23 protein-coding genes are annotated in these 22,200 nt (G+C 51.1%); 21 read left to right on the forward strand and 2 right to left on the reverse strand.

The genetic code is table 11. The features are described 5' to 3' along the window. Positions 1 to 63 precede the first annotated feature (63 nt). The 11 genes from D3P07_RS10280 (at position 64) to D3P07_RS10330 (ending at position 11,583) form a co-directional block, all read left to right on the forward strand. Positions 64 to 978 carry a DMT family transporter gene (locus D3P07_RS10280; protein WP_182914255.1) on the forward strand — a complete coding sequence of 305 codons (915 nt, stop codon included), beginning with the start codon at positions 64 to 66 and terminating at the stop codon, positions 976 to 978. Positions 979 to 1,057: 79 nt separating this feature from the next. Beyond that, positions 1,058 to 1,387 (forward strand): chaperone CsaA, encoded by a 330-nt coding sequence (gene csaA, locus D3P07_RS10285; RefSeq protein ID WP_119800141.1) that lies wholly within the window; start codon positions 1,058 to 1,060, stop codon positions 1,385 to 1,387. A gap of 253 nt (positions 1,388 to 1,640) precedes the next feature. Then, entirely contained in the window at positions 1,641 to 2,678 is a 1,038-nt protein-coding gene (locus D3P07_RS10290) for a serine hydrolase domain-containing protein (protein WP_259391431.1), read from the forward strand. A 20-nt stretch (positions 2,679 to 2,698) separates the two neighbouring features. Next, positions 2,699 to 3,142, forward strand: coding sequence for an NUDIX domain-containing protein (locus D3P07_RS10295; protein ID WP_119800142.1), 444 nt, complete (start codon positions 2,699 to 2,701; stop codon positions 3,140 to 3,142). 196 nt (positions 3,143 to 3,338) lie between these two features. After that, positions 3,339 to 4,148 carry a MerR family transcriptional regulator gene (locus D3P07_RS10300; RefSeq protein WP_182914256.1) on the forward strand — a complete coding sequence of 270 codons (810 nt, stop codon included), beginning with the start codon at positions 3,339 to 3,341 and terminating at the stop codon, positions 4,146 to 4,148. A 432-nt stretch (positions 4,149 to 4,580) separates the two neighbouring features. Further along, entirely contained in the window at positions 4,581 to 4,853 is a 273-nt protein-coding gene (locus D3P07_RS10305) for a hypothetical protein (RefSeq protein ID WP_119800144.1), read from the forward strand. Between the two features lie 282 nt (positions 4,854 to 5,135). Further along, positions 5,136 to 6,167, forward strand: a complete 1,032-nt coding sequence (locus tag D3P07_RS10310) for an ABC transporter substrate-binding protein (protein ID WP_119800145.1) — start codon at positions 5,136 to 5,138, stop codon at positions 6,165 to 6,167. A gap of 40 nt (positions 6,168 to 6,207) precedes the next feature. Continuing rightward, positions 6,208 to 7,314: an ABC transporter ATP-binding protein gene (locus D3P07_RS10315; RefSeq protein ID WP_119800146.1), complete on the forward strand. Its 1,107-nt coding sequence runs from the start codon at positions 6,208 to 6,210 to the stop codon at positions 7,312 to 7,314. Continuing rightward, the gene (locus D3P07_RS10320; RefSeq protein WP_119800147.1) at positions 7,311 to 8,966 is read left to right on the forward strand and encodes an ABC transporter permease; all 1,656 of its coding nucleotides are present in this window, start codon (positions 7,311 to 7,313) and stop codon (positions 8,964 to 8,966) included. Before D3P07_RS10315 ends, D3P07_RS10320 begins: the two co-directional genes overlap by 4 nt. A gap of 120 nt (positions 8,967 to 9,086) precedes the next feature. Then, complete coding sequence (locus D3P07_RS10325) at positions 9,087 to 10,802, forward strand: cache domain-containing sensor histidine kinase (protein WP_119800148.1); 1,716 nt, start codon at positions 9,087 to 9,089, stop codon at positions 10,800 to 10,802. Further along, a complete protein-coding gene (locus D3P07_RS10330) occupies positions 10,774 to 11,583 on the forward strand; it encodes a response regulator transcription factor (RefSeq protein WP_119800149.1) in 810 nt (269 codons plus the stop codon). Before D3P07_RS10325 ends, D3P07_RS10330 begins: the two co-directional genes overlap by 29 nt. Here the strand turns inward: D3P07_RS10330 and D3P07_RS10335 are convergent. Beyond that, complete coding sequence (locus D3P07_RS10335; protein ID WP_119800150.1) at positions 11,580 to 12,593, reverse strand: zinc-dependent alcohol dehydrogenase family protein; 1,014 nt, start codon at positions 12,591 to 12,593, stop codon at positions 11,580 to 11,582. The two genes, D3P07_RS10330 and D3P07_RS10335, sit on opposite strands and share 4 nt — an antisense overlap. A gap of 115 nt (positions 12,594 to 12,708) precedes the next feature. Between D3P07_RS10335 and D3P07_RS10340 the strand changes: the two genes are divergently transcribed. The 8 genes from D3P07_RS10340 (at position 12,709) to D3P07_RS10375 (ending at position 19,336) form a co-directional block, all read left to right on the forward strand. Further along, the gene (locus tag D3P07_RS10340) at positions 12,709 to 13,098 is read left to right on the forward strand and encodes a winged helix-turn-helix transcriptional regulator (RefSeq protein WP_119800151.1); all 390 of its coding nucleotides are present in this window, start codon (positions 12,709 to 12,711) and stop codon (positions 13,096 to 13,098) included. Positions 13,099 to 13,390: 292 nt separating this feature from the next. Beyond that, on the forward strand, positions 13,391 to 13,570 hold the full coding sequence (locus D3P07_RS10345; protein ID WP_119800152.1) for a hypothetical protein: 180 nt from the start codon (positions 13,391 to 13,393) through the stop codon (positions 13,568 to 13,570). A gap of 425 nt (positions 13,571 to 13,995) precedes the next feature. After that, positions 13,996 to 14,439: a BlaI/MecI/CopY family transcriptional regulator gene (locus tag D3P07_RS10350; RefSeq protein WP_119800153.1), complete on the forward strand. Its 444-nt coding sequence runs from the start codon at positions 13,996 to 13,998 to the stop codon at positions 14,437 to 14,439. After that, positions 14,423 to 15,220 (forward strand): M56 family metallopeptidase, encoded by a 798-nt coding sequence (locus tag D3P07_RS10355; protein WP_119800154.1) that lies wholly within the window; start codon positions 14,423 to 14,425, stop codon positions 15,218 to 15,220. The genes D3P07_RS10350 and D3P07_RS10355 overlap by 17 nt, the downstream gene beginning before the upstream one ends. 58 nt (positions 15,221 to 15,278) lie before the next feature. Next, a complete protein-coding gene (lgt, locus tag D3P07_RS10360) occupies positions 15,279 to 16,064 on the forward strand; it encodes a prolipoprotein diacylglyceryl transferase (RefSeq protein WP_119800155.1) in 786 nt (261 codons plus the stop codon). A gap of 70 nt (positions 16,065 to 16,134) precedes the next feature. Next, positions 16,135 to 16,689 (forward strand): GNAT family N-acetyltransferase, encoded by a 555-nt coding sequence (locus tag D3P07_RS10365; RefSeq protein ID WP_119800156.1) that lies wholly within the window; start codon positions 16,135 to 16,137, stop codon positions 16,687 to 16,689. Between the two features lie 460 nt (positions 16,690 to 17,149). Continuing rightward, positions 17,150 to 18,238, forward strand: coding sequence for an aspartate-semialdehyde dehydrogenase (asd, locus tag D3P07_RS10370; protein ID WP_119800157.1), 1,089 nt, complete (start codon positions 17,150 to 17,152; stop codon positions 18,236 to 18,238). A gap of 207 nt (positions 18,239 to 18,445) precedes the next feature. Next, a complete protein-coding gene (locus tag D3P07_RS10375; RefSeq protein WP_119800158.1) occupies positions 18,446 to 19,336 on the forward strand; it encodes a cupin domain-containing protein in 891 nt (296 codons plus the stop codon). 113 nt (positions 19,337 to 19,449) lie between these two features. On the opposite strand, the gene D3P07_RS10380 is transcribed toward D3P07_RS10375, so the two are convergent. Beyond that, a complete protein-coding gene (locus tag D3P07_RS10380; protein ID WP_119800159.1) occupies positions 19,450 to 20,364 on the reverse strand; it encodes a class I SAM-dependent methyltransferase in 915 nt (304 codons plus the stop codon). 295 nt (positions 20,365 to 20,659) lie between these two features. Here D3P07_RS10380 and coaW point away from each other — a divergent pair, with 295 nt between their 5' ends. After that, positions 20,660 to 21,475, forward strand: a complete 816-nt coding sequence (gene coaW / locus D3P07_RS10385; RefSeq protein WP_119800160.1) for a type II pantothenate kinase — start codon at positions 20,660 to 20,662, stop codon at positions 21,473 to 21,475. A gap of 132 nt (positions 21,476 to 21,607) precedes the next feature. Beyond that, on the forward strand, positions 21,608 to 22,027 hold the full coding sequence (locus D3P07_RS27500) for a hypothetical protein (RefSeq protein ID WP_119800161.1): 420 nt from the start codon (positions 21,608 to 21,610) through the stop codon (positions 22,025 to 22,027). The last annotated feature ends 173 nt before the right edge of the window (positions 22,028 to 22,200 follow it).

Consider the following 22,200-nt stretch of genomic DNA (forward strand, 5'->3'; position numbering starts at 1 on the left):
ACTGTGAGGAAAGGGCCACGGTTATTTTTTATGACATTGTATCTGCATGCAAAGGAGCAAGACATGGAAACGATATTGGGGTTATTATTTTCACTATTATGGTCAACTGCGGCGATTGCGATCAAGTTCGGGCTGCACTCCACAACACCGCTTGCGCTCGCATCGATTCGGTTTATACTTGCGGGTACACTGATGATGATTTTTGTTTATGGCATGAATCGCAAATATCCTTGGCCAAGCCGAAAGCAATTTGGACCGCTTATTGGATTGGGCTTGCTCAATACGACCCTATACATCGGTGCGACTTTATGGGCACTGAACTATGTCTCGGCGGGCTTGTTTAATTTGTTTGTGGCCGCTAATCCGTTTCTCGTTGCTTTTCTGTCCTACATGTGGCTGAAGCGCAAAATTTCCATCAAGGAATGGACGGGTATGGGTGTTGCGGCTACAGGCTTGTTCATTGCGGTATGGCCTGCATTGACAAGCGCGGAGGGCAAGCTGATCGGCTTCCTCCTGCTTGGCGTCGGCATGGCTTCCATGGCGCTGGGCAGCGTGTATTTCAAAAAAGCGGATTTGCAGCTGCCCGGCATTGTTATTAATACATGGCAGCTGTCGATCGGGGGAGCGGTATCCATACCGCTGGCGTATTGGATCGAGAAGGATCGTTTTTTCTTGAATCTGGATGTGAATCTGATCGGCTCGATGATCTGGCTCGTATTCGTTATTTCAATCGGGAGCATGCTGCTATGGTTCTACATGTTGAAGCGGGATGCGGTCAAGGCGAATAATTGGCTGTTCATGACGCCGATCTTCGGTTATATGCTGGCGGCAATTCTGCTGCATGAGAAGATCACAGCTTTTGATATGGTGGCGACGATGTTTGTGGTGACGGGATTATTCCTGTCGGGAAACATTCGGCTGCGTCCGCAGAGGCTGCTTCAGGCAGGACTCCAGCAAGGCTCTTTGACCAGGAAATAAGGGGTCGGGCGGCAGTTGCACTTGGCATGCGGCTATACGAGTTGTACGGCGATAAACCTAAAACGGGGAGGTTGCGATTATGGCGGAGATAGAGGATTTCATGAAGCTGGATATCCGGGTGGGCACGATTGTGGAGGCGGTGCCGTTCCCGGAGGCGAGGAAGCCGGCGATTAAGCTGAATATTGATTTTGGCCCTTTGGGCATCAAGCCATCCTCGGCTCAGATTACGCGTCGTTATGAACCGGAGCACTTGATCGGCCGACAGGTCGCCGCCGTTGTGAACTTTCCGGTGCGGCGAATTGCCGGTTTTAAGTCGGAGGTGCTGGTGCTGGGCGGCATGCCGGAGGAAGGCGATGTCGTACTGCTAAGGCCGGATACGCCTGTGCCGAACGGAACGCCAATTGCTTAACTGTGGTACGCTCACGAGTGAGAAAGCCGCATTCGCTGGCGGCAATGAAGGGGGTGTGGCAAGTCGTTAATGGCGGCGAGCTGCAGCCTTTTTTGCGTTATTCGTGGCATATCATGACGATGACGTGCCGCAACCTCTTACGGTAGAGCTTAACGCCCGCCGCCGTACTGGAAGCAGCGACAAGAAAAAGGAAACCTCTTCCGTTTGTCGAACGTTGTTTAAGATAGGAGCAGTGAAGACGGAGGTGCGATTCGTGAACAACTTGTATCAGGCTTTAAATGATTATGTTCATAAGGTGCAACGGGAGATCGGTGCAACAGCAGCGGCGGTCTATCTTATTAAAAATGATGTTGTCGTGAATGAATGGTACTCCGGCAGGCATGGAGCTGACACAACGTTCCGTGCCGTGGATGCGCATACCCAGTTCAATGTCGCTTCCATCCGTAAAACCTATCTTGGGCTTGCTGTCAGTCTGTTGATGGAGGAAGGACTGATCCATAGCATAGATGATGAGGTCGGGAAATATTTGACCGAGCTTACCGGGACAGCAGCGGAAGGCGTGACGCTGCGGCATCTATTGACCCATACGCATGGATTGGTGGAGAGTGAAGGCCAGCTTCAGAGAGAGTTTGATCCGGGGATGGGCTGGGCATATCGGAATGTGGGAATTCGTATGCTGACACGGCTGGTTGCGCAGTTGTCTGGGCAGACATTAAGCTCTTTTATGAAGGATCGCGTGTTTAACCCGTACGGCTTACAGGAGACGGGATGGCGGACGGAATATGCGGATGAGCTTATCTATAATTATTACACGGATCCGAACTCACCAGCGGGGCCGAATGACAGCGATGCAGGCGATCAGAGCAATTTATTTGTGAGCGCGCGAGATTTGGCGAGGTGGGGACATATCCACTTGCGTAAAGGGCAGTTGAACGGGGATCAGTTGGTTCCGGCAAGGGTGTTCGAAAGGCTGACTGAAATGCAGACGCCGGAAAGCGTACCGATGAGCGAACCTCGCAACGGGTATATTTGGTGGCTGCAGCATGCCACTCCACGGAATCAACTGGGCGAGCGGTTGCCGGATGGCTCATCTCTCATATTGGGCGTTACCGGCTGCGCATGTATCGTGGTGCCGAAGTATAATGCGGTCATCGTTCGCATGTATAATCAGCTGAGCAACCCGGAGGGATATCATTATTTGGAGGACATAAGAACCTTCGGCAACCTCGCGGCGGATCTTCTGCGAGCGCGTACTATTTTCTCGGCGCGCGCTGGTTGCGGAGTGATGTAATTTATTTCCAGGAGGTATGTATGCTTAAACCGTTGAATGGCACATTTCCATCGGATAAAACGATTGCCGGAATCCATAGCATTCCGGTTGCGGAAGACGGTTCGATCGTCTTTGTCTGGGACAAGCACGAGCAGGCGCTGACGACAGTCGGAGGCAGGCTTGCGCCTGATGAAGATAGGGATACGGCTCTGGACCGGGAGACGATGGAGGAAGCCGGTATAGTGTTGGAATCACGGAGAATTCCATTCGCCGCCTGGTATTGGGAGAGCACCGATACCTATACGGTATTTGTCATGGCCAGGATTCTGGCGTATAGGGAGCTGCCGGAAGGCTTTGAGACAACAGGGCGGGTGGCGATGAATCTGGAGACAGCTCGTCAATTGATCGCGAAGCTTGAGGGCGACGGCTTGAGGCTGGATCTTCTGGCTCTCGCTGAACCGCTGTATCTGCGAGAGTTCAAGTGATTGACTATAGCTATTTTTTATCTGTCGTTCTCGCTCCTATGCTTGACCGTTATTTTGAAGCGGATGCATGGACAGTTGCGCAAAGTTTTCCGGTTATCTCATAACTGAGAATTTTTTGTGTAATAGGTGTTGACCTTGCCCCAAGGGCAAGGCTATACGATGTGATTACCGGCCATGATGATAGGAGGTTATGGATATGCTGACGATTGGACTAGTGGCGCGACTGTATGGCATCACGGCCAAGACGCTCCGCCATTACGATGCGATTGGGCTTTTTACACCGGCCAGGGTGGGAGAGGATAACCTATATCGTCTGTATGCGCCTGAGCAATTGCCGGAATTGCGTACGATCCTGTTCCTGCGATCGATGGGATTAAGCCTCGATTCCATTCAGGAGATGAAGCGCAACGGATTGCTGGAGGATGCCGGGTACATCAAGGGGCTCCTGCAGCAGCGGGCGGAGGCTATTCAAGATGAGCTGGGTTCCCTGAATAGGCAGCTCCATGATATTCATCGTATGGTCGAGTATATGACGAGTACGGGAGGAATACCTATGGAACCGAAAGTAGTAGAGCAAGAAGCGTTTACTGTTGTGGGGATGGCTTGGAACAGTCAGTGCGACGAAGGGGATATCCCTGCAATGTGGCAGAGATTTATTCCGCGAGAGCATGAGATCGAGGGCAAGCAACAGCCTGCGGTCAGCTATGGAATATGCATTCCGACCGATACGGAAGCTTTTACCTATGTGGCGGGTTTTGAAGCGAATGGGGAGCAGCTTCCAGAAGGTATGATCAAAGTGAACGTGCCCGCTCAGCGCTATGCCGTATTTACCCACAAAGGAAGGACGGAGGGCATGGGCGAAACATACGAGCTGATCTACGGCAAATGGCTGTCGCTGCAAGGGCTCAAAGTCGTCAAAGGCATCGACTATGAGCGCTATGACGAACGGTTCCACGGACCGGAGTCCGAAAGGTCGGAAGTCGATATTTACATTCCGATTGAGTAGGTGAACCGGAAGCTCAGAAGAGCTTCAAGCGTAGGATTATGCTTGAACTCATAAGCTGTGCGGCATGCCGACCTTCGCAAAGGATAGGACTGCGCGGAAGTCGGCACTAGCGTTGCGAGACAACGCTAAATGCTCGAAATCGAGTGTCCGCAGGGAATAGCGTGTGAGGCAACGCTAAACGCCCGTAGCATGGCCTCATCCCGCAATCATGTTCGGCGAGAACGCGATCGCGGGATTTTTTTGCGTGTAAAGAGACATATATGCCGTTCCCGTCGTAAAATATAGTTAAATCTGTCATTCAGAAGGGGGAGTATGAATGCATAGAGAGACAAGGAAGCCAAGAAGCTCCGCAAGCAACAGAAGCAGCAGAAGAGAGACGGTTATCCTGCAGCAGCAGCAACGATTGAACGTGGGCGGAAGGGCGGTGACCAATTGAGCCAGTATGGGATGATCGCCATGCTGGCGATAGGACTGTTGTCAGCGTTATATTATATCTGGGCCGTACGTCCGCAAGTTCCAAAGTGGTTTGTGTGGCTTCCCTCGTTAGTCATTATGGCATGCCTAGCGGGTACGGGAATTAAGTTTAGCTTCTTCCAGAAGGGATACAGCGGCATTACCGATATCGTCACCTTGATGCTGCTGGGCATATTGCTCGCCATTCATCTGCTCATTGGAGGCATTGTCCATTGGGGAGGCAGACGGTAAATCAATGCAACAAGGCCACCACATTCATACACTTATCTATCACAGCCTAAAAGCTGGTTCCGGCACATTGCCGGGGCCGGCTTTTATTGGTTTATCCCATGTATAATATACAAACACTATGAAACAAACCTTCGGCATCCAATCATGATATTGATGTAATATATCGTAACGCAAAGCCTAAAACAGTTGCGAATTTTAGATGATTGTGTTGAATAATAGGATTTTAATGCGCTTACATTCGGATTAGAATGAATCTACATTCAAACAAGGGGTGAAGGAATAATGAGAAAGTGGTTGAGCACGTCAATTATTCTAACAATGTTGGTTGCAATACTCGCGGCATGTGGCGGCAACTCGAACAACGGCGCATCGGGCGGCTCGAACAAGCTGGTCGTTTATACGCCGAATAGCGAAGCTATGCTGAATGCACTTATCCCATCGTTCGAGAAACAGACAGGCATTACGGTGGAGCTGGTGTCTGCAGGCAGCGGAGAGCTGATCAAGCGTATTCAGTCGGAGAAAGCAAATCCTTACGCTGACGTCATGTTTGGAGGCGCTTTCGCGTTGTACCATGACAATGCAGACCTGTTCGAGGAATACGTCTCGGCGAACGACAAGGATCTGCTAGAGGGCCATCAGAACAAATCGGGAGTTATGACACCCGTCGTATCGGACGGCAGCGTATTGCTGGTGAACACGAACCTGGCGGGCGACATTGAAATCAACGGCTATGAAGATCTGCTGAATCCGGCTCTGAAGGGCAAGATTGCGATGGCGGACCCTGCTAACTCCAGCTCGGCCTTCGCTCAGCTAACCAACATGCTGAAAGCAATCGGCGGCGACTATACATCCGATGCCGGATGGGACTATGTCGCGAAGCTGCTAGAGAACATTGACGGCAAAATCGCGGGCAGCTCCAGCAAAGCTCACAAGAGTGTAGCCGATGGCGAATATGTTGTTGCCCTGACTTATGAAGATCCGGCAGTCAGCTATGTAAAGGACGGCGCTGCGGTGAAGGTTGTCTTTCCAAAGGAAGGCGCTGTGTTCCTGGATGCAGGTACAGGCCTCGTGAAAGGCAGCAAGAACCAGGAAAATGCGAAAAAATTCATTGACTATTTGATCTCGAAAGAAGGCCAAGACGCGATTGGACAACAAACAACGAATCGTCCGCTACGCGCCGACGCGGCGATCAGCGACTTCATGACGCCAATCGATCAGATCAATGTGATTCAAGAAGATGTAGCTTACGTCGCGGAAAATAAATCATCCATTGTAGAACGCTACACAGACCTGTTCACACAAATTGCGAAATAACACAAGATCAAACGGATTAATAGGAAAGCGGGTGCATAACATGAGCGTTGCGATATCGTTCCAAGACATCGTAAAAAAATATGGCGACACCACCGTTATCCCCGAGCTGAATCTGGACATCAAGAAGGGTGAGTTCTTCACCCTTCTGGGTCCTTCGGGTTGCGGGAAAACAACATTGCTTCGTATGGTAGCGGGCTTTAACAGCATTGAAGGCGGGGCGCTTGCCTTCAACGACAAGGTCATGAATGACGTTGCGCCGGGGAAGCGGAACATCGGGATGGTATTCCAGAATTACGCGATCTTCCCGCATCTCAGCGTATCGGATAACGTCGCATTCGGCCTGCAGAACCGCAAGGTAGCGAAAGCGGAGCAGCAGCGCCGAGTGAGCGAGATGCTGTATACGGTGCAAATCGACCAATATAAAAATAGAATGCCCAAAAATCTATCGGGCGGCCAACAGCAGCGTGTAGCGCTGGCGAGGGCCATTGTCATCAATCCGGACGTGCTTCTAATGGATGAGCCGCTATCCAATCTGGATGCAAAGCTGCGCGTAGATATGCGTAATGCGATCAAGTCCATTCAGCGCGAAGTCGGCATTACGACGGTATATGTGACGCATGACCAGGAGGAAGCGATGGCAGTCTCCGACCGTATTGCGGTCATGAACTCCGGCGTGATCCAGCAGATCGGTACGCCGAGAGAAATCTATCAGCGACCGGCGAATCTGTTCGTCGCAACCTTCATCGGACGGACGAACGTCATTGACGCCAAACTGGAGACGGGTGAAGATGACAGCGCAGTCATTCGCGTCGGACGCGATTATGCATTGTCGATACCAGAGCTGGGGACATTGGTGAAGTCCGGTCAGTCCATCGATGTTAGACTTTCCGTACGGCCGGAGGAATTCGTGCTGTCTGAGGATGGCAAAGGACTCGCGGGCAAGGTTGTGAATAACGTCTTCCTGGGCTTGAACACACACTTGATCGTGCTGCTCGATAATGGGCAGGAGGTTGAGATTATCCAGCAATCGACTGCAGCCGAAACAGCAGAAATTGGGCAGACCGTAAGGCTCGCTATCCTCACCGAAACAATCAATATCTATGACGCCGCAGGAGAGCGCAACCTTAATCGGGGGACAGGACAATGAACGCCCGTATGAAACGGTGGGACATTTGGTCTCTCATCACATTTGTTATCTTTGCCGGATATTTGATTTTCCTGGCTTTGCCGCTGTTTATGCTGCTGATCAAAAGCTTCTTCGATGGCTCAACAGGCGAGTTTTCCTTGGACTACTTCACGAAGTTTTTCAGCAAAGCCTATTATATGAACGCCGTTTGGAACAGTATAAAGGTGACGGTATGCGTAACGCTGCTCTCTGTGGTAGTGGCCGGTCCGCTCGCTTATATTATGACGATTGCCAAGATCAAAGGCAGCGGAACGGTCCGCATCCTGATCTTGATCTCGTCGATGTCCGCTCCGTTTATCGGTGCATACGCCTGGATTTTGCTGCTTGGACGCAGTGGCGTCATTACGAAATTCTTTTACGATGTCTTCGGCTTCCGCATGCCTGACATCTACGGGTTCACCGGCATTCTGCTCGTTCTGACGCTGCAATTGTCCCCGCTCATCTTCATGTATGTATCCGGGGCGCTGAAGAATGTCGATAACTCTCTTATGGAAGCTGCGGAAAGCATGAATTGCACCGGTCTCAAAAAGATGTGGAAGATTCTCGTGCCGTTAATTACACCGACGCTGCTCGCAGGCGGCTTGCTTGTCTTCATGAGAGCCTTTGCGGATTTCGGTACGCCGATGCTGATCGGCGAAGGCTTCCGCACAGTGCCGGTCCTGATATTCAATGAATTTATTAGCGAAGTCGGCGGGGATGATGGATTCGCAGCCGCCATTAGTGTTATCGTCGTAGTATTCGCAACGGCAGTCTTCCTGCTGCAGAAGTTTGTAGCGAATCGGAAGTCCTACAGCATGAGCGCGCTGAATCCGATCGAGCCCAAGAAGCTGAAGGGCTTTGCGAATATAGCGGCTCACGTCTATGTCTACCTGTTCACGATTCTGGCGATGATGCCGCAAGCTTATGTGGCGTATACGTCCTTCCAGAAGACGTCGGGTAAAATTTTTGTAGACGGTTATTCTTTGGACAGTTACCGTGCCGCCTTCTCGAAGGTGGGCGATTCCATCTATAATACGTTTATGATCGCGGGCATTACAATTGTGATCATTACGTTGTCTGCCATGCTTATCGCATATGTAACGGTGAAGCGCAAAGGCGCGGTTGCCAACCTGCTGGATACATTCACGATGCTGCCGTACATTGTGCCGGGCTCCATACTCGGCATCGCGCTGCTGGTGACATTCAATAAGCCGCCGCTGGTACTCAGCGGAACGGTCGTCATCCTGATCGCGGCATTCGTCATCCGGCGCCTGCCGTATACGATTCGCTCCAGCGCAGCTGTGCTGCATCAGGTGAATGACAGCATTGAGGAAGCGGCGATCAGCCTGGGCTCCTCGACCATGAGGACGTTTTTCAAAATTACCGTTCCCATGATGATATCGGGCGTTTTTGCCGGCGCCATTATAAGCTGGATCAGCATTATAACCGAATTAAGCACTTCTATTATTCTCTACACCGGGAACACGAGAACGATGACCGTTGCTGTCTATACGGAAGTCGTACGGGGCAATTACGGCGTAGCCGCCGCATTGTCCACGATGCTGACGGTCATTACCGTTATCTCACTGCTCTTGTTCTTCAAGCTGTCGGGCAAAAAAGAAGTGACCATGTAAGTCCGGACCGGGGCTCGCGCAAGCGAGTTCCGGCCTTTTGTCCATTCAGAGAAGGACATCAGGGCATAGCCTTTCCGTAAACCGCAGAAAATATGAGACACATGAAAGGGGAGAGGCGGGGTGGCCAAAGGGAGCTTCAAGGATTCGCTGCGCCGGATGTTTCTGCTGCATACGCTAGTGCCAATCTCGATTCTGTTCGTCCTCTTCCTGCTGTTCATGATGATCAATTCGCGGCTGCTGCTGGTCAGCCAGACGGCAGATGCCGGCAAAAAGATCAAGTCAGCTATGGAGAGTGTATACGCTTCCTATGATAAGGAGATGAATACTTCCGCTGAGCTTGGAGCGGTCATTTCCTTTGTGGAGACGGGGCGAGGGGGGCCTGAATTGTTCGAACGATTCTACAGCTTCAATAGCCGCCAGCAGGTGAAGAGCATTATGCATATCCTTAGTCCCGACGGTGATATTTTGGCGTCCTCCGCGAACTACGGCTCGGAATCAACGGATCAGGCGCTGCAAGCCATTGTCCGCAGAATGAACAGGCAGGGCTTGTCTTCTCTTGCGGAGACGAATCAAATTCGCTTTTCCCAGGACCGGTATACGGCCTACACCTTTGCGAGAGCGATTCCAAGAGGCAGCGGAGTTGTCGGTTACTTGATCTATCAGCTGTATGAAGAAGACTTTCAGAACCTTATCTTTGTGCAAAACAATGAAATAGCCGTAGTAACGGACTCTTACCATAATATTATTGCAACGACGAGCAATCTGACGCGCGGGCTGATGAACAAGTATAGCCTGGCGGGCGAGCCGCAGGGCTTTGTCTGGATTGATAAGGGGCGGTATTACAGCAAGGAGACTTATGTGCCTGCCTCGCAGTGGCGGATCTATACACTCAGTGCCGCTCAATGGAATCATGCGGCTTATTTGTCACTGGCTGTCTTCTTTGCGCTTGCGAGCTTGCTGCTGTGGATTCTGATCCGGTATTCCGCCCGTCTCATCTCTACTCGCCAGTCACGCGCGATGGATAAGCTCACCTTTGCCGTCAGGGAATTGCAGTCGGGCAATATGGATGCGTATGTTTATATTGGAACTGGAGACGAATTCGATACGCTGGCGAATCAATATAATCTGATGCTCAGGCGGCTTAATGAGCTGGTAGCCAAAAACGAAGAGCTGTCGGATCTGCGCCGGGTGATTGAGGTGAAGCATCTTCAGTCGCAGTTTCATCCGCATTTTATTTTTAACGTGCTGGAGATGCTTAGGTATGCCATTGTCGTTGATGACAAGCTGGCTCAGGATATCGTATTGACGCTGTCCCGGCATCTGCGCTACAGTATCGGCAATGAGCGGGACCAAGTCGTGCTCGGCACTGATCTGGAGTATATTGCAGGATATATGAAGCTTCAGAAGATGAGGTTCAAGGACAGGCTTAGCTATCAGGAGAAGGTAGTGGACGCGGCAAAGGCTTCTCTCGTACCTAGACTAATGCTGCAGCCGGTCATTGAAAATGCGATCAAATACGGGTATCGCCGGCGCCAATCCGTCTCGATCTCAGTAGTCGGATATGTGAGAGATGATGACCTGATTATTGAAGTGAAGGATGATGGGGGCGGCATGAGCAAAGAGCGTCTCACGGAAGTGCGGGCGATCATGCTGTCGCAGGAAAACCGCGCGCCGCATATCGGCCTTCATAATTTGCATAGAAGACTGGTGCTGATGTACGGAGATCGTTACGGCATCGGGATCGACAGCGTCGAAGGAGAAGGGACGGCCGTGACCTTCGTGCTGCCGTACCGGAAGGAGGAAGCGGATGTTCAAGGTGCTGCTGGTGGAAGATGAAGAGATGATACGGAAGGGGCTTCGCTTTACCTTTGACTGGATGGGCGCGGACTGTGTCGTGGTGGGCGAAGCGGAGAACGGAGAGGAAGGACTGCGGCAGATCGCCGCTCTCCGGCCGGATATCGTCATCGTCGATGTGAATATGCCGCTGATGGACGGCATCGCCATGATTGAGCAAAGTGTAGAGGGAGCGTCATGCAGCTATATCATTCTGTCGGGCTACGATGAGTTCCGGCTTGCCAAGGCTGCCATTCGGCTTGGCGTAACGGAGTATTTGCTCAAGCCGCTGGAGCAGGAGCAGCTGCTGGCCGCCTTGGAGCGGGCCAAGGGTCAAGTGGAGATGAAGCGACAGTACGCCGCGATGAAGACATCCGGGACGGGGAGCGGGGAAGCCCAGCAGGCTTCGGTCGTGAAGCTGCCGGGCAAGTCGTCCCGTTACGTGACGAAGATGCTTCAATATGTGCAGGAGCATTATAAGGAGAAGATCAGCATCAAGGATTTGGTGGAGAAGCTGGAGGTCAGCGCTACGTACCTGAACCAGAAGTTCAAGAGCGAGACAACCTATACGTTCAACGACTTCCTGAATCGCTATCGCATCCAGAAAGCGATGGAGATGCTTCAGCACAGCGACGAAAAGGTCTATGCGATTGCCGCGGATGTCGGCTTCAAGGACTACAAATATTTTATCGCCATCTTCAAAAAATACGCGGGCTGCACGCCTAGCTACTATCAGGAGACATACGTCCACGAGGCGAAGGAGGACCATGATGCGAACGGTTAGAACTGGATGGCGATTTTGCCAAAGTACGATCCCTTCGCCAGTTGGCTGAGAGCTTCGAGCGCTTGCGCGAACGGATAGACCGTATCGACGACAGGACGAAGCTGGTGATGGGCGATGGCGGTATTCATCCGCTCGAACATGTCTCTGCTGCCTACGTTGATGGCTTGAAGCCTTGCCCTTCTCAGGATGGCGGGGACGATGGCGAGGCCTTCGACGCTCGCTCCCGACAAAATGCCGACGATGCTGATCTGGCCGCCGACCTTCAAGGCGGAGATGGAGCGATTGAGTGTTGCCCCGCCGCCGAGATCGACGATATGATCGGCTCCGCGACCCTCGGTGTATGCGAGTACGGATTGGTCCCATTCCGGGGTGCTCCTGTAGTTGATGCCGTGGTCGGCGCCCAAGGTTATTGCCCGGTCCAGCTTGGCATCGCTGCTGGAGGTAACGATCACCTTCGCTCCCTGTAGCTTGGCAAATTGCAGGGCGAAGAGCGAGACCCCGCCGGTTCCCTGAACGACGACAGTGTCGCCAGCTTTTACTTTGCCTTGCTCAACAATGGCGTGCCAGGCTGTCACTCCAGCGCAGGGCAGCGTCGCCGCTTCGATATCGGTTAAGAAGTGGGGGACACGAACCAGGCCTTCCTCCGGCAGAACCACATACTCCGCAAGCAGCCCTTGAAGCGGGCTTCCCAGCGTTGTGATCCAGTTGTCCTGCGTAGCCTCTCCGGACCTCCAGCTTTGGGTGAAGATCGGACTTACTCGTTCGCCTATCTGGAACTTGTCAGCATACTCTCCTACTGCAATAATTTCACCTACTCCATCCGATACCGGGATAAGAGGTTCGCTTAGCTCAGGGTTGTAGAAGCCGTCAATTACACCGATATCGCGCGCATTCAGCGATACGGCTTTCATACGGATTAAGACCTCACCTGGACCAGGAGATGGAATTGGCAAATTCGTTTCTGTGAAGTGACTGAGGCCGAAGCCATCTTGGATAACGTAGGCTTTCATGATTTCTCACTCCTTTTATGGGTATAGACACACCATAATCCATGCACTAAGATGTAGCTAGACGGCACTTTAAAGTCGGTTACGAACCTGAAGGTGCGCAAGGGAGGCAACGGTTATGAAGCCTGCGGATATATCGCTCACAGCATGCAGCTATACCCATGTGCTGGAGATCATTTCGAACAAATGGACTGCGCTCGTCATCTATTCTCTGGAAAATGGCACTATTCGCTACGGGGAAATCAAGAGGCGCATTGAGGGCATTTCGCAAAAAATGCTGACGCAAACGCTGAGACAGCTGGAGCGGGATGGCTTGGTCAACCGGAAGGTGACACCGTCTGTGCCGCCCATCGTGGATTATACGCTTACCCCGCTGGGGGAGACGCTGATTCCGTATATGAGAATGTTAAAGGAATGGGCTTCGGAGCATTATCCATCCGTACAGAAGGCAAGAGAGAGCTACGAGCTGTGCGAAGAGGAAGATGTCGTTCGCCAACTAGAGAGTTAAGCATATATCGAAATTCAAACGGCCCAAAGGGCGCTTTTTCTAAAAAGCAACTTTCTGGCCGTGTTTTTTTGAATGCCGCTATTATTCCTCCTTTGGATGTTTATGCCAATTTCTGGATTGTTGCGATATATTCGATTGTGGCTAATTTGAGCAGCTTTACTCGACAGGAGATAATAGAATATAAGCGTGTTGCTCACAAGGCTGATTAAAAGAATTGAATTAAAGGATTGAATCCAAGGTTGGCTCTGTCGGAATTATTGATTCAATTTATGCTATTTAAAGGGGGGAGTTTATGTATAGTAATGGAAAAGTTGCTATACTAGCAACTTTGGCAGGAACGGTATTTCTTACAGTTGCTTTCTTCCTTGGATTCCTAATGGTTGGCATTATTTTCTTCCCTATTATCTGGGGGCTGACTTATAAAGCTATAGAAAAAAAGATGAAATCATGTGCTTTTCAAAATAAAAACTAGAATATGAAATGCTCTTGTGCCTATTCAGAATGGGAGACATAAGGAACAAGTTCAGAAGGCTTCGCTTATTAGAGGTAAGGATCCTATTCATGTAAACCGATTAAAACCAGTCGCTATTTAATGGCGACTGGTTTTTCTGTTGATTGATCTTTTCGATTGTAATAAAGTGGAAGCCTCCGAGGTGGAATCCGCTTAGAGCCAAGCCGCTGGTATATTTGCAGGGTCTATTCTTGGAATTAGAGGTTGCATTGATTAGCCGGCAGGCTGGCTAATCAATGCAACTTTTTTTAGCATGTCAAACTTTGAGGTCACAGCAAGTGTACTGCTAGGATGTGTCCAAGTGACTATTACTAAGAAATGCCAAAGCTGATTGACATCGTCCTCTTTATTGCACTACTATATGTAGTATAATGGAGCGTGATAATATGAAAATTAAGAGATTGAATGTTGACGAAGAGGGATTAAATCGATTTTTCGGGCCGCTTGAAGCCAAGATTATGGACATTCTCTGGTCAACCGAGGGGATGAAAATCAAGGAAGTGCAGACGATTCTAAATCAGGAAAGCCCGATTTCCGTTAACGCGGTGATGACCGTCATGAACCGATTGGTCTACAAGGGGCATCTTGCGAAGGTTCAGACCGGAACAGGCAGGAATCAAGCTGCGCAATTCAGCGCCGTGCTGCCAAAGGAGCAATTTCTCTCGGAACAGACAAAAGCGGTGTCACAAGGTCTGATTCAGGAATACGGCAGTCTGGTCGTGAGCCATATGATTGATGCGCTTGACGATGTGGATCAGGAAACGATCTCGAAGCTGGAGCGCAAATTAAGCGAGCTTAAAAGAGGGAAGAAGAATGAGCCCTTCCGTTAAGTTGAAGTGGATCTATGCGTCGCTGGCTGTGTTTGTCGCGTTGTTCAGCCTGCAGATGGGATTGCTTGTTGGACATCAGCTGGAAAACGGTAAGCTTCAAGCGGTTTGCATAACCTTTATCCTATTCGATTTACTCTTTGGATACACAATCATTCGGGCAATCTGGCGAATTATGGCCCAAAGTTATTTGACTCGCAAATCACTTAAGCATTTTCGCTCCCGCCGGCATGATAAACTGACCAAGCGTCTCAATTATAAGTACAGCAGCCTGGGGACGGAGATCCTCGTAGTGCGTGACGAGGCGTTCGTTGCGTTGGCTATCGGTATGCGTAAGCCGAAAATCGTCCTGTCCACTGCGATGCTGCATATGTTTGACGAAGATGAAGTGAAGGCGATCCTGCTGCATGAATGGCATCATTGCCAAAATCGCGATAATGTGAAAATGTTTCTTCTGACCTTGCTGACAGAAGGCTTCAGCTATTTGCCAATTATGAAGCCTGTATTTCGCTACTGCCAGACATGGACAGAATTGCTTGCCGATCGTTTTGCGATCCGCCAGATGGGGACGGAGCTTCACTTGGCCAGCGTGCTGCTGAAGCTAGCGAAAATAAAAAAACAAAATCATGCGGCAGCTGTTCACTTTGCCGCAACGACAATGCATTATCGAATGATTCAGGTGCTGGAGCCGAATCAGACCGTAAAGGTAAAGGTTGCTTTCCTTAGGCCGTTATTGGTGTCCGTACTGCTATTACTGCTGTTCATGATTGGCGGGGATACATAGCCCCTTTTTTTAAATTATTGTACTACATATTGTAGTATTATCGTTGGAGGATAAGCGGATGAGAGTGGTATTATTTACAATAGGAGATTATCCCGTACATTCTTATGGAGTCGTAGTCGCATTGGCTGTTCTGCTGGCGCTAGGGATGGCTCGTTACTTAGCTCAAGGGACCCCCTTTGGAGAGCACATTTTGAACATGGTGCCGTATGTATTCGTCGGTGCGATTGCAGTTGCACGCATCTGGCATGTTTTCTTTTTTCAATGGGCGTACTATTCGCAGCATCCTATGGAAATCTTGCATATTTGGAACGGCGGGATTGCTATCCAAGGAGCGCTGATCGGCGGGTTTATCGCTATGATTGTGTATACGAAGCAGCATCGGTTGTCTTTCTGGGACTTTGCTGACACCATTGCCCCGGCAATCGTATTGGGGCAGGCGATCGGAAGAATCGCGTGTTTTCTGAACGGAGACGCCTACGGCTCGCCTACTCACTCCGGATTTGGAATCGTATACCCGGAGGGCTCGATGGCATATGACATGTATGGCTCTCAGCCGCTATGGCCGGCGGAGATCTGGGAAGGACAATGGGATCTAATCATATTTGTTGTACTCATTCTGCTGAAGAGCAGGAAATGGACATCGGGGATATTGTTTCTGGTATACAACATCATGTATTCATTCGGACGGTTTAATCTGGAATGGCTGCGGGGTGATTCGCCACGCTACGCCTTCCATTGGACTGCCGGACAGTGGACCAGCTTCAGCGTCATGGTGGTTAGCTTTTGCTTGATTGTGCTTTTGGTCATGCGCCATCAACGAAACACGAAGGTTTTGGCGTCATAGCTCGATCTGTTACTGAGCCAATCAGCCCTCATATATGGTATCCTATTCCACAGGATGAGGAGGAAACCGGATGATCGAAATTCGAAAGCTTAGGATAGAAGATGGAGACGGATGGAAGGGCATTGACGACCGATTTACCATAGATTCGGCTCTTGTTCTCTCTATGACAGATGGAGAAATTAGCTATACCGTGCAAGAAATACCGAGTTACGTGAAAAGCTATGCAGAGACTGCGATAGAAGAAGCGACGGATGAAGAGGATTCGGCAGACTACATCGATAATCCCGCTCAGGTCATGTACGTGGCTTATGCCGGGAATCAGACTGTCGGGCGCATCCTGTTGAAGCGGAATTGGAACCGCTATGCGCTAATCGAGGACATTGCAGTGGATGCGAATCGGAGGGGCGGCGGTATTGGAAGACGGCTGGTAGAGCAGGCCATTCAATGGGCAAGAGACGGCGGAATGCCTGGCGTAATGCTGGAGACGCAAAATCATAATGTGGGGGCCTGCCGCTTGTATGAAAGCTGCGGCTTTGTCATAGGCGGATTCGATACACGCGTATATCGCGGGCTGCATAAGGACCGTACAGAGGTTGCAATATATTGGTATCTGGTCTTTGACTAAGCAACGACACAAAAATTTTTACCTTTTTTGAAAAAGAAGGTTTACCTTCGGGCCGATACTTGATAAGATAAATCACAAGAAATGCGACGAAGAGACAAGTAGATGGTGGCCCAATCTTTCGCAGAGAGCTCCGGCAGCTGAAAAGGAGCAAAGAATCCATTATCGAAAAAAGACTCAGAGCAGCGCATCGGAACCTGTGTTGGTTGCAGGGGGTGGTGTGCCAGGAGCTCCTGTTACAGAGCTAGAGTATAAGCATGACTGGTTCATGCCGTACTTGAAGAGGCGGATATGGCGACATATACGCGAATTTAGGGTGGTACCGCGAGAATCCAATCTCGTCCCTGAGACTGACAGCAGTCTTGGGGGTGGGATTTTTTTGTTGTTCCGAAAGTATAGCGGATGACATGTAATAATAAGACAGACATGAAGAGTGGATACTACTTAGGAGGAGATAAATCTTATGGCACAATTACTGAAAGTTGGTATTGTCGGTGGTACGGGAATGGTAGGGCAGCGATTCGTCCAGCTGCTGGATGGACATCCTTGGTTCAAAGTAACGGCAATTGCCGCAAGCGCAAGCTCGGCAGGCAAGACCTATGAGCAATCCGTACAGGGCAGATGGAAGCTGGATACGCCGATTCCGGAGGATGTGAAGTCCATCGTCGTACAGGATGCTTCCAAAGTGGAAGAAGTCGCGGCTGGCGTTGACTTTATTTTCTGCGCGGTAGATATGAAGAAGGATGAGATCAAGGCGCTGGAAGAAGCGTATGCACAGACGGGAACACCTGTCGTCTCGAACAACTCCGCTCACCGTTGGACGGCAGATGTCCCAATGGTTATCCCTGAGATCAATCCGGGGCATCTGGACGTCATTGCCGCTCAGCGCAAGCGTCTGGGTACGGAGACGGGCTTCATCGCGGTAAAACCGAACTGCTCCATCCAAAGCTACGTGCCTATGCTGCATGCGCTGCAGGAGTTCAAGCCGAAGACGGTTGTCGCTTCAACCTATCAGGCGATCTCCGGCGCGGGTAAAAACTTCACAGACTGGCCGGAAATGCTCGACAACGTCATTCCGTACATCGGCGGCGAGGAAGAGAAGAGCGAGCAGGAGCCGCTTCGCATCTGGGGCAGCGTGGAGGACGGAGCGATTGTGAAAGCAAGCGAGCCGCAGATTACAACTCAGTGTATTCGCGTTCCGGTAACGGACGGCCACTTGGCTACTGTATTCGTATCATTCGAGAACAAGCCCTCGAAGGAGCAGATTTTGGAGCTGTGGAAATCCTACAAGGGCCGCCCGCAGGAGCTGGAGCTTCCAAGCGCGCCTAAGCAGTTCATCACGTACTTCGAGGAAGAGAACAGACCTCAGACGAACCAGGACCGCAATATCGAAGGCGGCATGGGCGTATCCGCAGGCAGACTGCGCGAGGATTCCCTGTACGACTTCAAGTTTGTCGGCCTCTCGCACAACACGCTTCGCGGCGCGGCAGGCGGCGCAGTATTGATCGCTGAGCTGCTGATGGCGGAAGGTTACATTCAGGCTAAAGCGTAATTGAAGATAGATACTCTACGGAGTAGGCAAAGATATAAGAACAGGAGCTATTCTTATCGGGAATAGCTCCTGTTTTTGTTTTTGCAGGCGAACAGCCTACGTGTATGATACAGATCGTTGTCCTACACTCGGCGAGTGAGGATCAGAGTGTCGTTCTTCCGGTCTGGGCATATAATGCGGTATCAACCAATGGAGGAATGCCCGGAGATGAATCAATTTCCCCACACGTATCCATACGTCTATAACCATGACACGAGTAGCCCGATTTATACGGATTATGTCACGAGTGACCCGCAAGTGTCAGTTCAAACTGCAATCCAGGCGATACACGACAGCCTGACAAGACAAGCTTCAATCCTTGATTTTTATGGCCGACTGGCCCATGTGGCGCCCAGCCCGCAGCAGAGAGTCCTTATTGATCAAGCGGTGGACAGTGCGAATACGCAGTTCAGCCAGTTCTCCGATTTTTATCGCTCGCTAACAGGGCTGCCGCCCTCGTACCTGGTTGAACGAACGACAATCCATAGCTACAGCGAAGGAGTGGAGATGGCTTTCGGTGCTGGACTCGAGGGCAGTGTGTATTACCGGCAGCTGGCTTCGCTTGCTCCTTATCCTTACTTTCAGCATCTCTTCTTGAATGCTTCGACGGCGGAGAGAGAGAATGCGGAGCGATTTGCTTCATTGGACGAGGAACGGGCCACCGATCAAGGCGGCAAGCCGTACGTCGTCAATATCGAGACGGTAACCGAACAGAACAATGCATACCGTACAGCCATATGGACAGGGAAGCATCTGCAAGTGACGGTAATGAGCATCAGGGTCGGCGAGGATATTGGTTTGGAAGTCCACCCGACTACCGATCAGTTCATCCGAATTGAAGAAGGGGAAGGGCTGGTCCAGATGGGCGATCAGAGGGACCAGTTGGACTTTCAGATGAAGGCCTCTGAGGATTACGCGATCATGATACCTGCTGGCAAATGGCATAATATTACTAACACAGGCGACGAGCCGCTAAAGATCTATGCGATCTATGCGCCGCCTGAGCATCCTTTTGGAGCCGTGCAAGAGACCAGGGAGACAGCGACAGAAGAAGTGTGAGAACGCTAAGTGCAGCGAGGCGGAAGGGGGAGCATGAGATCCCCCCGGCAGCGATAAAGCATAGTCTGAAGTCATGGTCAGCGGAACCCTTTCAAAGCGCCGATTGCTGCTGATTATGACTTGACCGCCAAGACATAATGGACATGATCGAATGCCGTAATGGGATGATCAGGCTGGCTGTCGTTATAGAGACGGAATAGTTGTCCGGTAATCTCCTCCGGCGTTAGATGCTTGTATATGAGCAGATCAGCTTCCTCCAGCATGCGCTCCAGCTCTGTATAAGAGTAGCTGGCCTGCATAGGCTCGCCTGCCTGCGCTGCCATCATGACCTGCTTCTTGGCTCGTTCGCCTGCTTCTTCGCTGAACGTCAGCTCATCGGGATAGTCAAAGACGATGCTGCTGCCGCGCGGGAGCATGGAGGCGATATCGGACAACAATTGCCGGAACACCTCTTTGGTCAAATAATAGCTGATCCCAAGCAGACTGCAGAAGCTGATGCGCGTCGGGTCAAAAGCTGGACAGTCCAGCACGCGGCTTCGCCAGTTTGGCTCGCGAAAGTCGGCTGAGATGCTGTGCAGATTAGCTGGCGTCTCGATCGGAAGGGCGGATACGCGCCTGCGTTTTTCTTTGGCCGTTGCGGGATGATCGATCTCGAAGATGTGGAGCGGCGCTGCCCATGATGGCTGGCGGTAAGCGAACGTATCGTAGCCTGCGGCGAAGATGAGGTATTGCCGTGCGCCAAGGAGAACGGCCGCTTCAAGTGCTTCCTCGGTGAAGGCCGCCCGGCCAAGCGGAGTCGGGGACAGCTGATGGTCGACGATCTCGCGCAGCGCTTCTTCCGGGGAGCCGGAGAAACCCGGACGGAAAAAAGCGATGGCCTTTGCCATGTTGTCCGCAATGCCTGCATATTCCTCATCGCTGATCATTGGTCTGGCGAGCGGGTCAACGAATATGTTGACCTCGTAATGCTCGGCGTGGTAGGCTCTGGCGAATGCGCTGACCAGAGCGGTTAAGCTTTGTTTTTCCATTATGAATCACCTCATATCAGTTGTAGCATTCAACGCAAATCCGAAACAATACTTGATTTTTATGTCATTTTATGGTATAATAGAGGGGTGGAAAATATAAAATTCACAGAATCGCCACATTTTGAGGCGGTTTTTTTATGCTTTGATGCTGCCTGTTCATTCGCGGCTCTGAGAGCAGCTTGCGCCTTTTAGACTAGTGAATCTAGGATGAGAGGCGTTTTTTGTGCGAGATGGGTTATAATGATTGCATTCTTTTTGAAATAGAGACCGTTGGGGTTAGAGGGGGAACCGGAGGATGAAGCTGGGTATTGATGCCGGCGGCACATTAATCAAGATCGCATACATAGAAGGGGAATCTGACTCTATTCGCTGCCGGACATTTTCGTCATCTCATATTGAGGATGCAGCGGAGTGGATTCTGAAGAGCGGCTCGGCGGAAATTTGCGTAACTGGCGGCAAAGCTAAGCAGCTGGAGGCATGCGGAGTCCGGCCACAGACGGGTATTGTAGAGTTTGAAGCGACGTATCGGGGTGTTCGTTATCTGTTACAAGAAGAAGGAGTACCGCTTGAATCGTTCATTCTGACGAATGTCGGGACCGGGACCTCGATTCATTACTTGTCGGGGCATACCCATCGGCGGGTAGGTGGAACAGGTGTCGGGGGCGGTACCATTATGGGCTTATCCTATGCGTTGACGGGGCTTGCCGACTTTGATGAGCTGCTCGAGCTCGCAGCTAACGGCTCGCGGGAGCAGATCGACCTGAAGGTCAGACATATCTATGAAGGGGCAGAGCCGCCGATACCTGGGGAGCTGACGGCAAGCAACTTCGGCAGGCTGAACTTGCTCGCAGACTTGGACGGACTATCCAAGAGCGACCTGTTGTCCTCTGTCATCGGCCTTGTGGGGGAGACGGTCGCCACGACGAGCGTGCTTGCGGCTGGTCAGTGTCAAGCCGCTACGGTCGTTTTTATCGGATCATCCTTTATTGGCAATGAGCTTTTGAAAGACGCGGTAGAGGGCTACACGAGGCTTCGTGGCGCCACGCCGATGTTCCTGGAGAATGGAGCCTATTGCGGCGCGATTGGAGCGCTGTTGCAGCTCGGGAGCTAATGGGACTTGAGCGCCATACGCGCAATATCAGCGATGCCTTAATTAGTTACTTTGCACCTGATAATGGATGATAGCGATGGCCTATAATTTTGTGGAGAGGAAATATATGCCTGCACAGATATAGGAGGAGCTATGAAGATCATTCGTCTCATCATCGCAGTCAGCCTCATTCTGACGGCTGCGGCTTGCAGCAACGCGAACAATAAAGGTACGAGCGAACCGGTGAACAGCCCGGCTGCGACGGAATCGGCCAAGCCTGAGGAAAGTCCAGTTGCCACGGAATCCGCACCGCCTGCGGACAACGATTCGGAAGCGAAAAGCGGACTTATTACAAAGGAGCAGTATGCCAAAATCGAAAGCGGTATGACCTATGAGGAAATGATAGAGATTGTCGGCAGCGAAGGCGAGGTTATGGCAGAAAGCGGTAAGAAGGGCAGCGATCTCTATGTGTTCGTTGTCATGTATGAAGGCTCCGGCGAATTGGGAGCATCCGCAAGCTTCAGCTTTCTAGGCGATGAACTGCAGTCAAAGGCCCAATTCGGGCTTGAATAAATGAATCAGGCAAGTAGCGGCAAAGCCGCCGGTGTTTCTCGGGAACGGGAGCATCGGCGGTTTTTTCGTTGAAGAATCAGACATCGGCCACCAGCGTGCAGCATGAGTAAAAAGGTATATTGTCCTTTTCTAACAGCTTTTTCTACATTTCTAATTGACAATTCATACATAAC

Origin of the sequence: Paenibacillus sp. 1011MAR3C5, assembly GCF_003591485.1 — a bacterium.
GTDB lineage: Bacteria > Bacillota > Bacilli > Paenibacillales > Paenibacillaceae > Pristimantibacillus.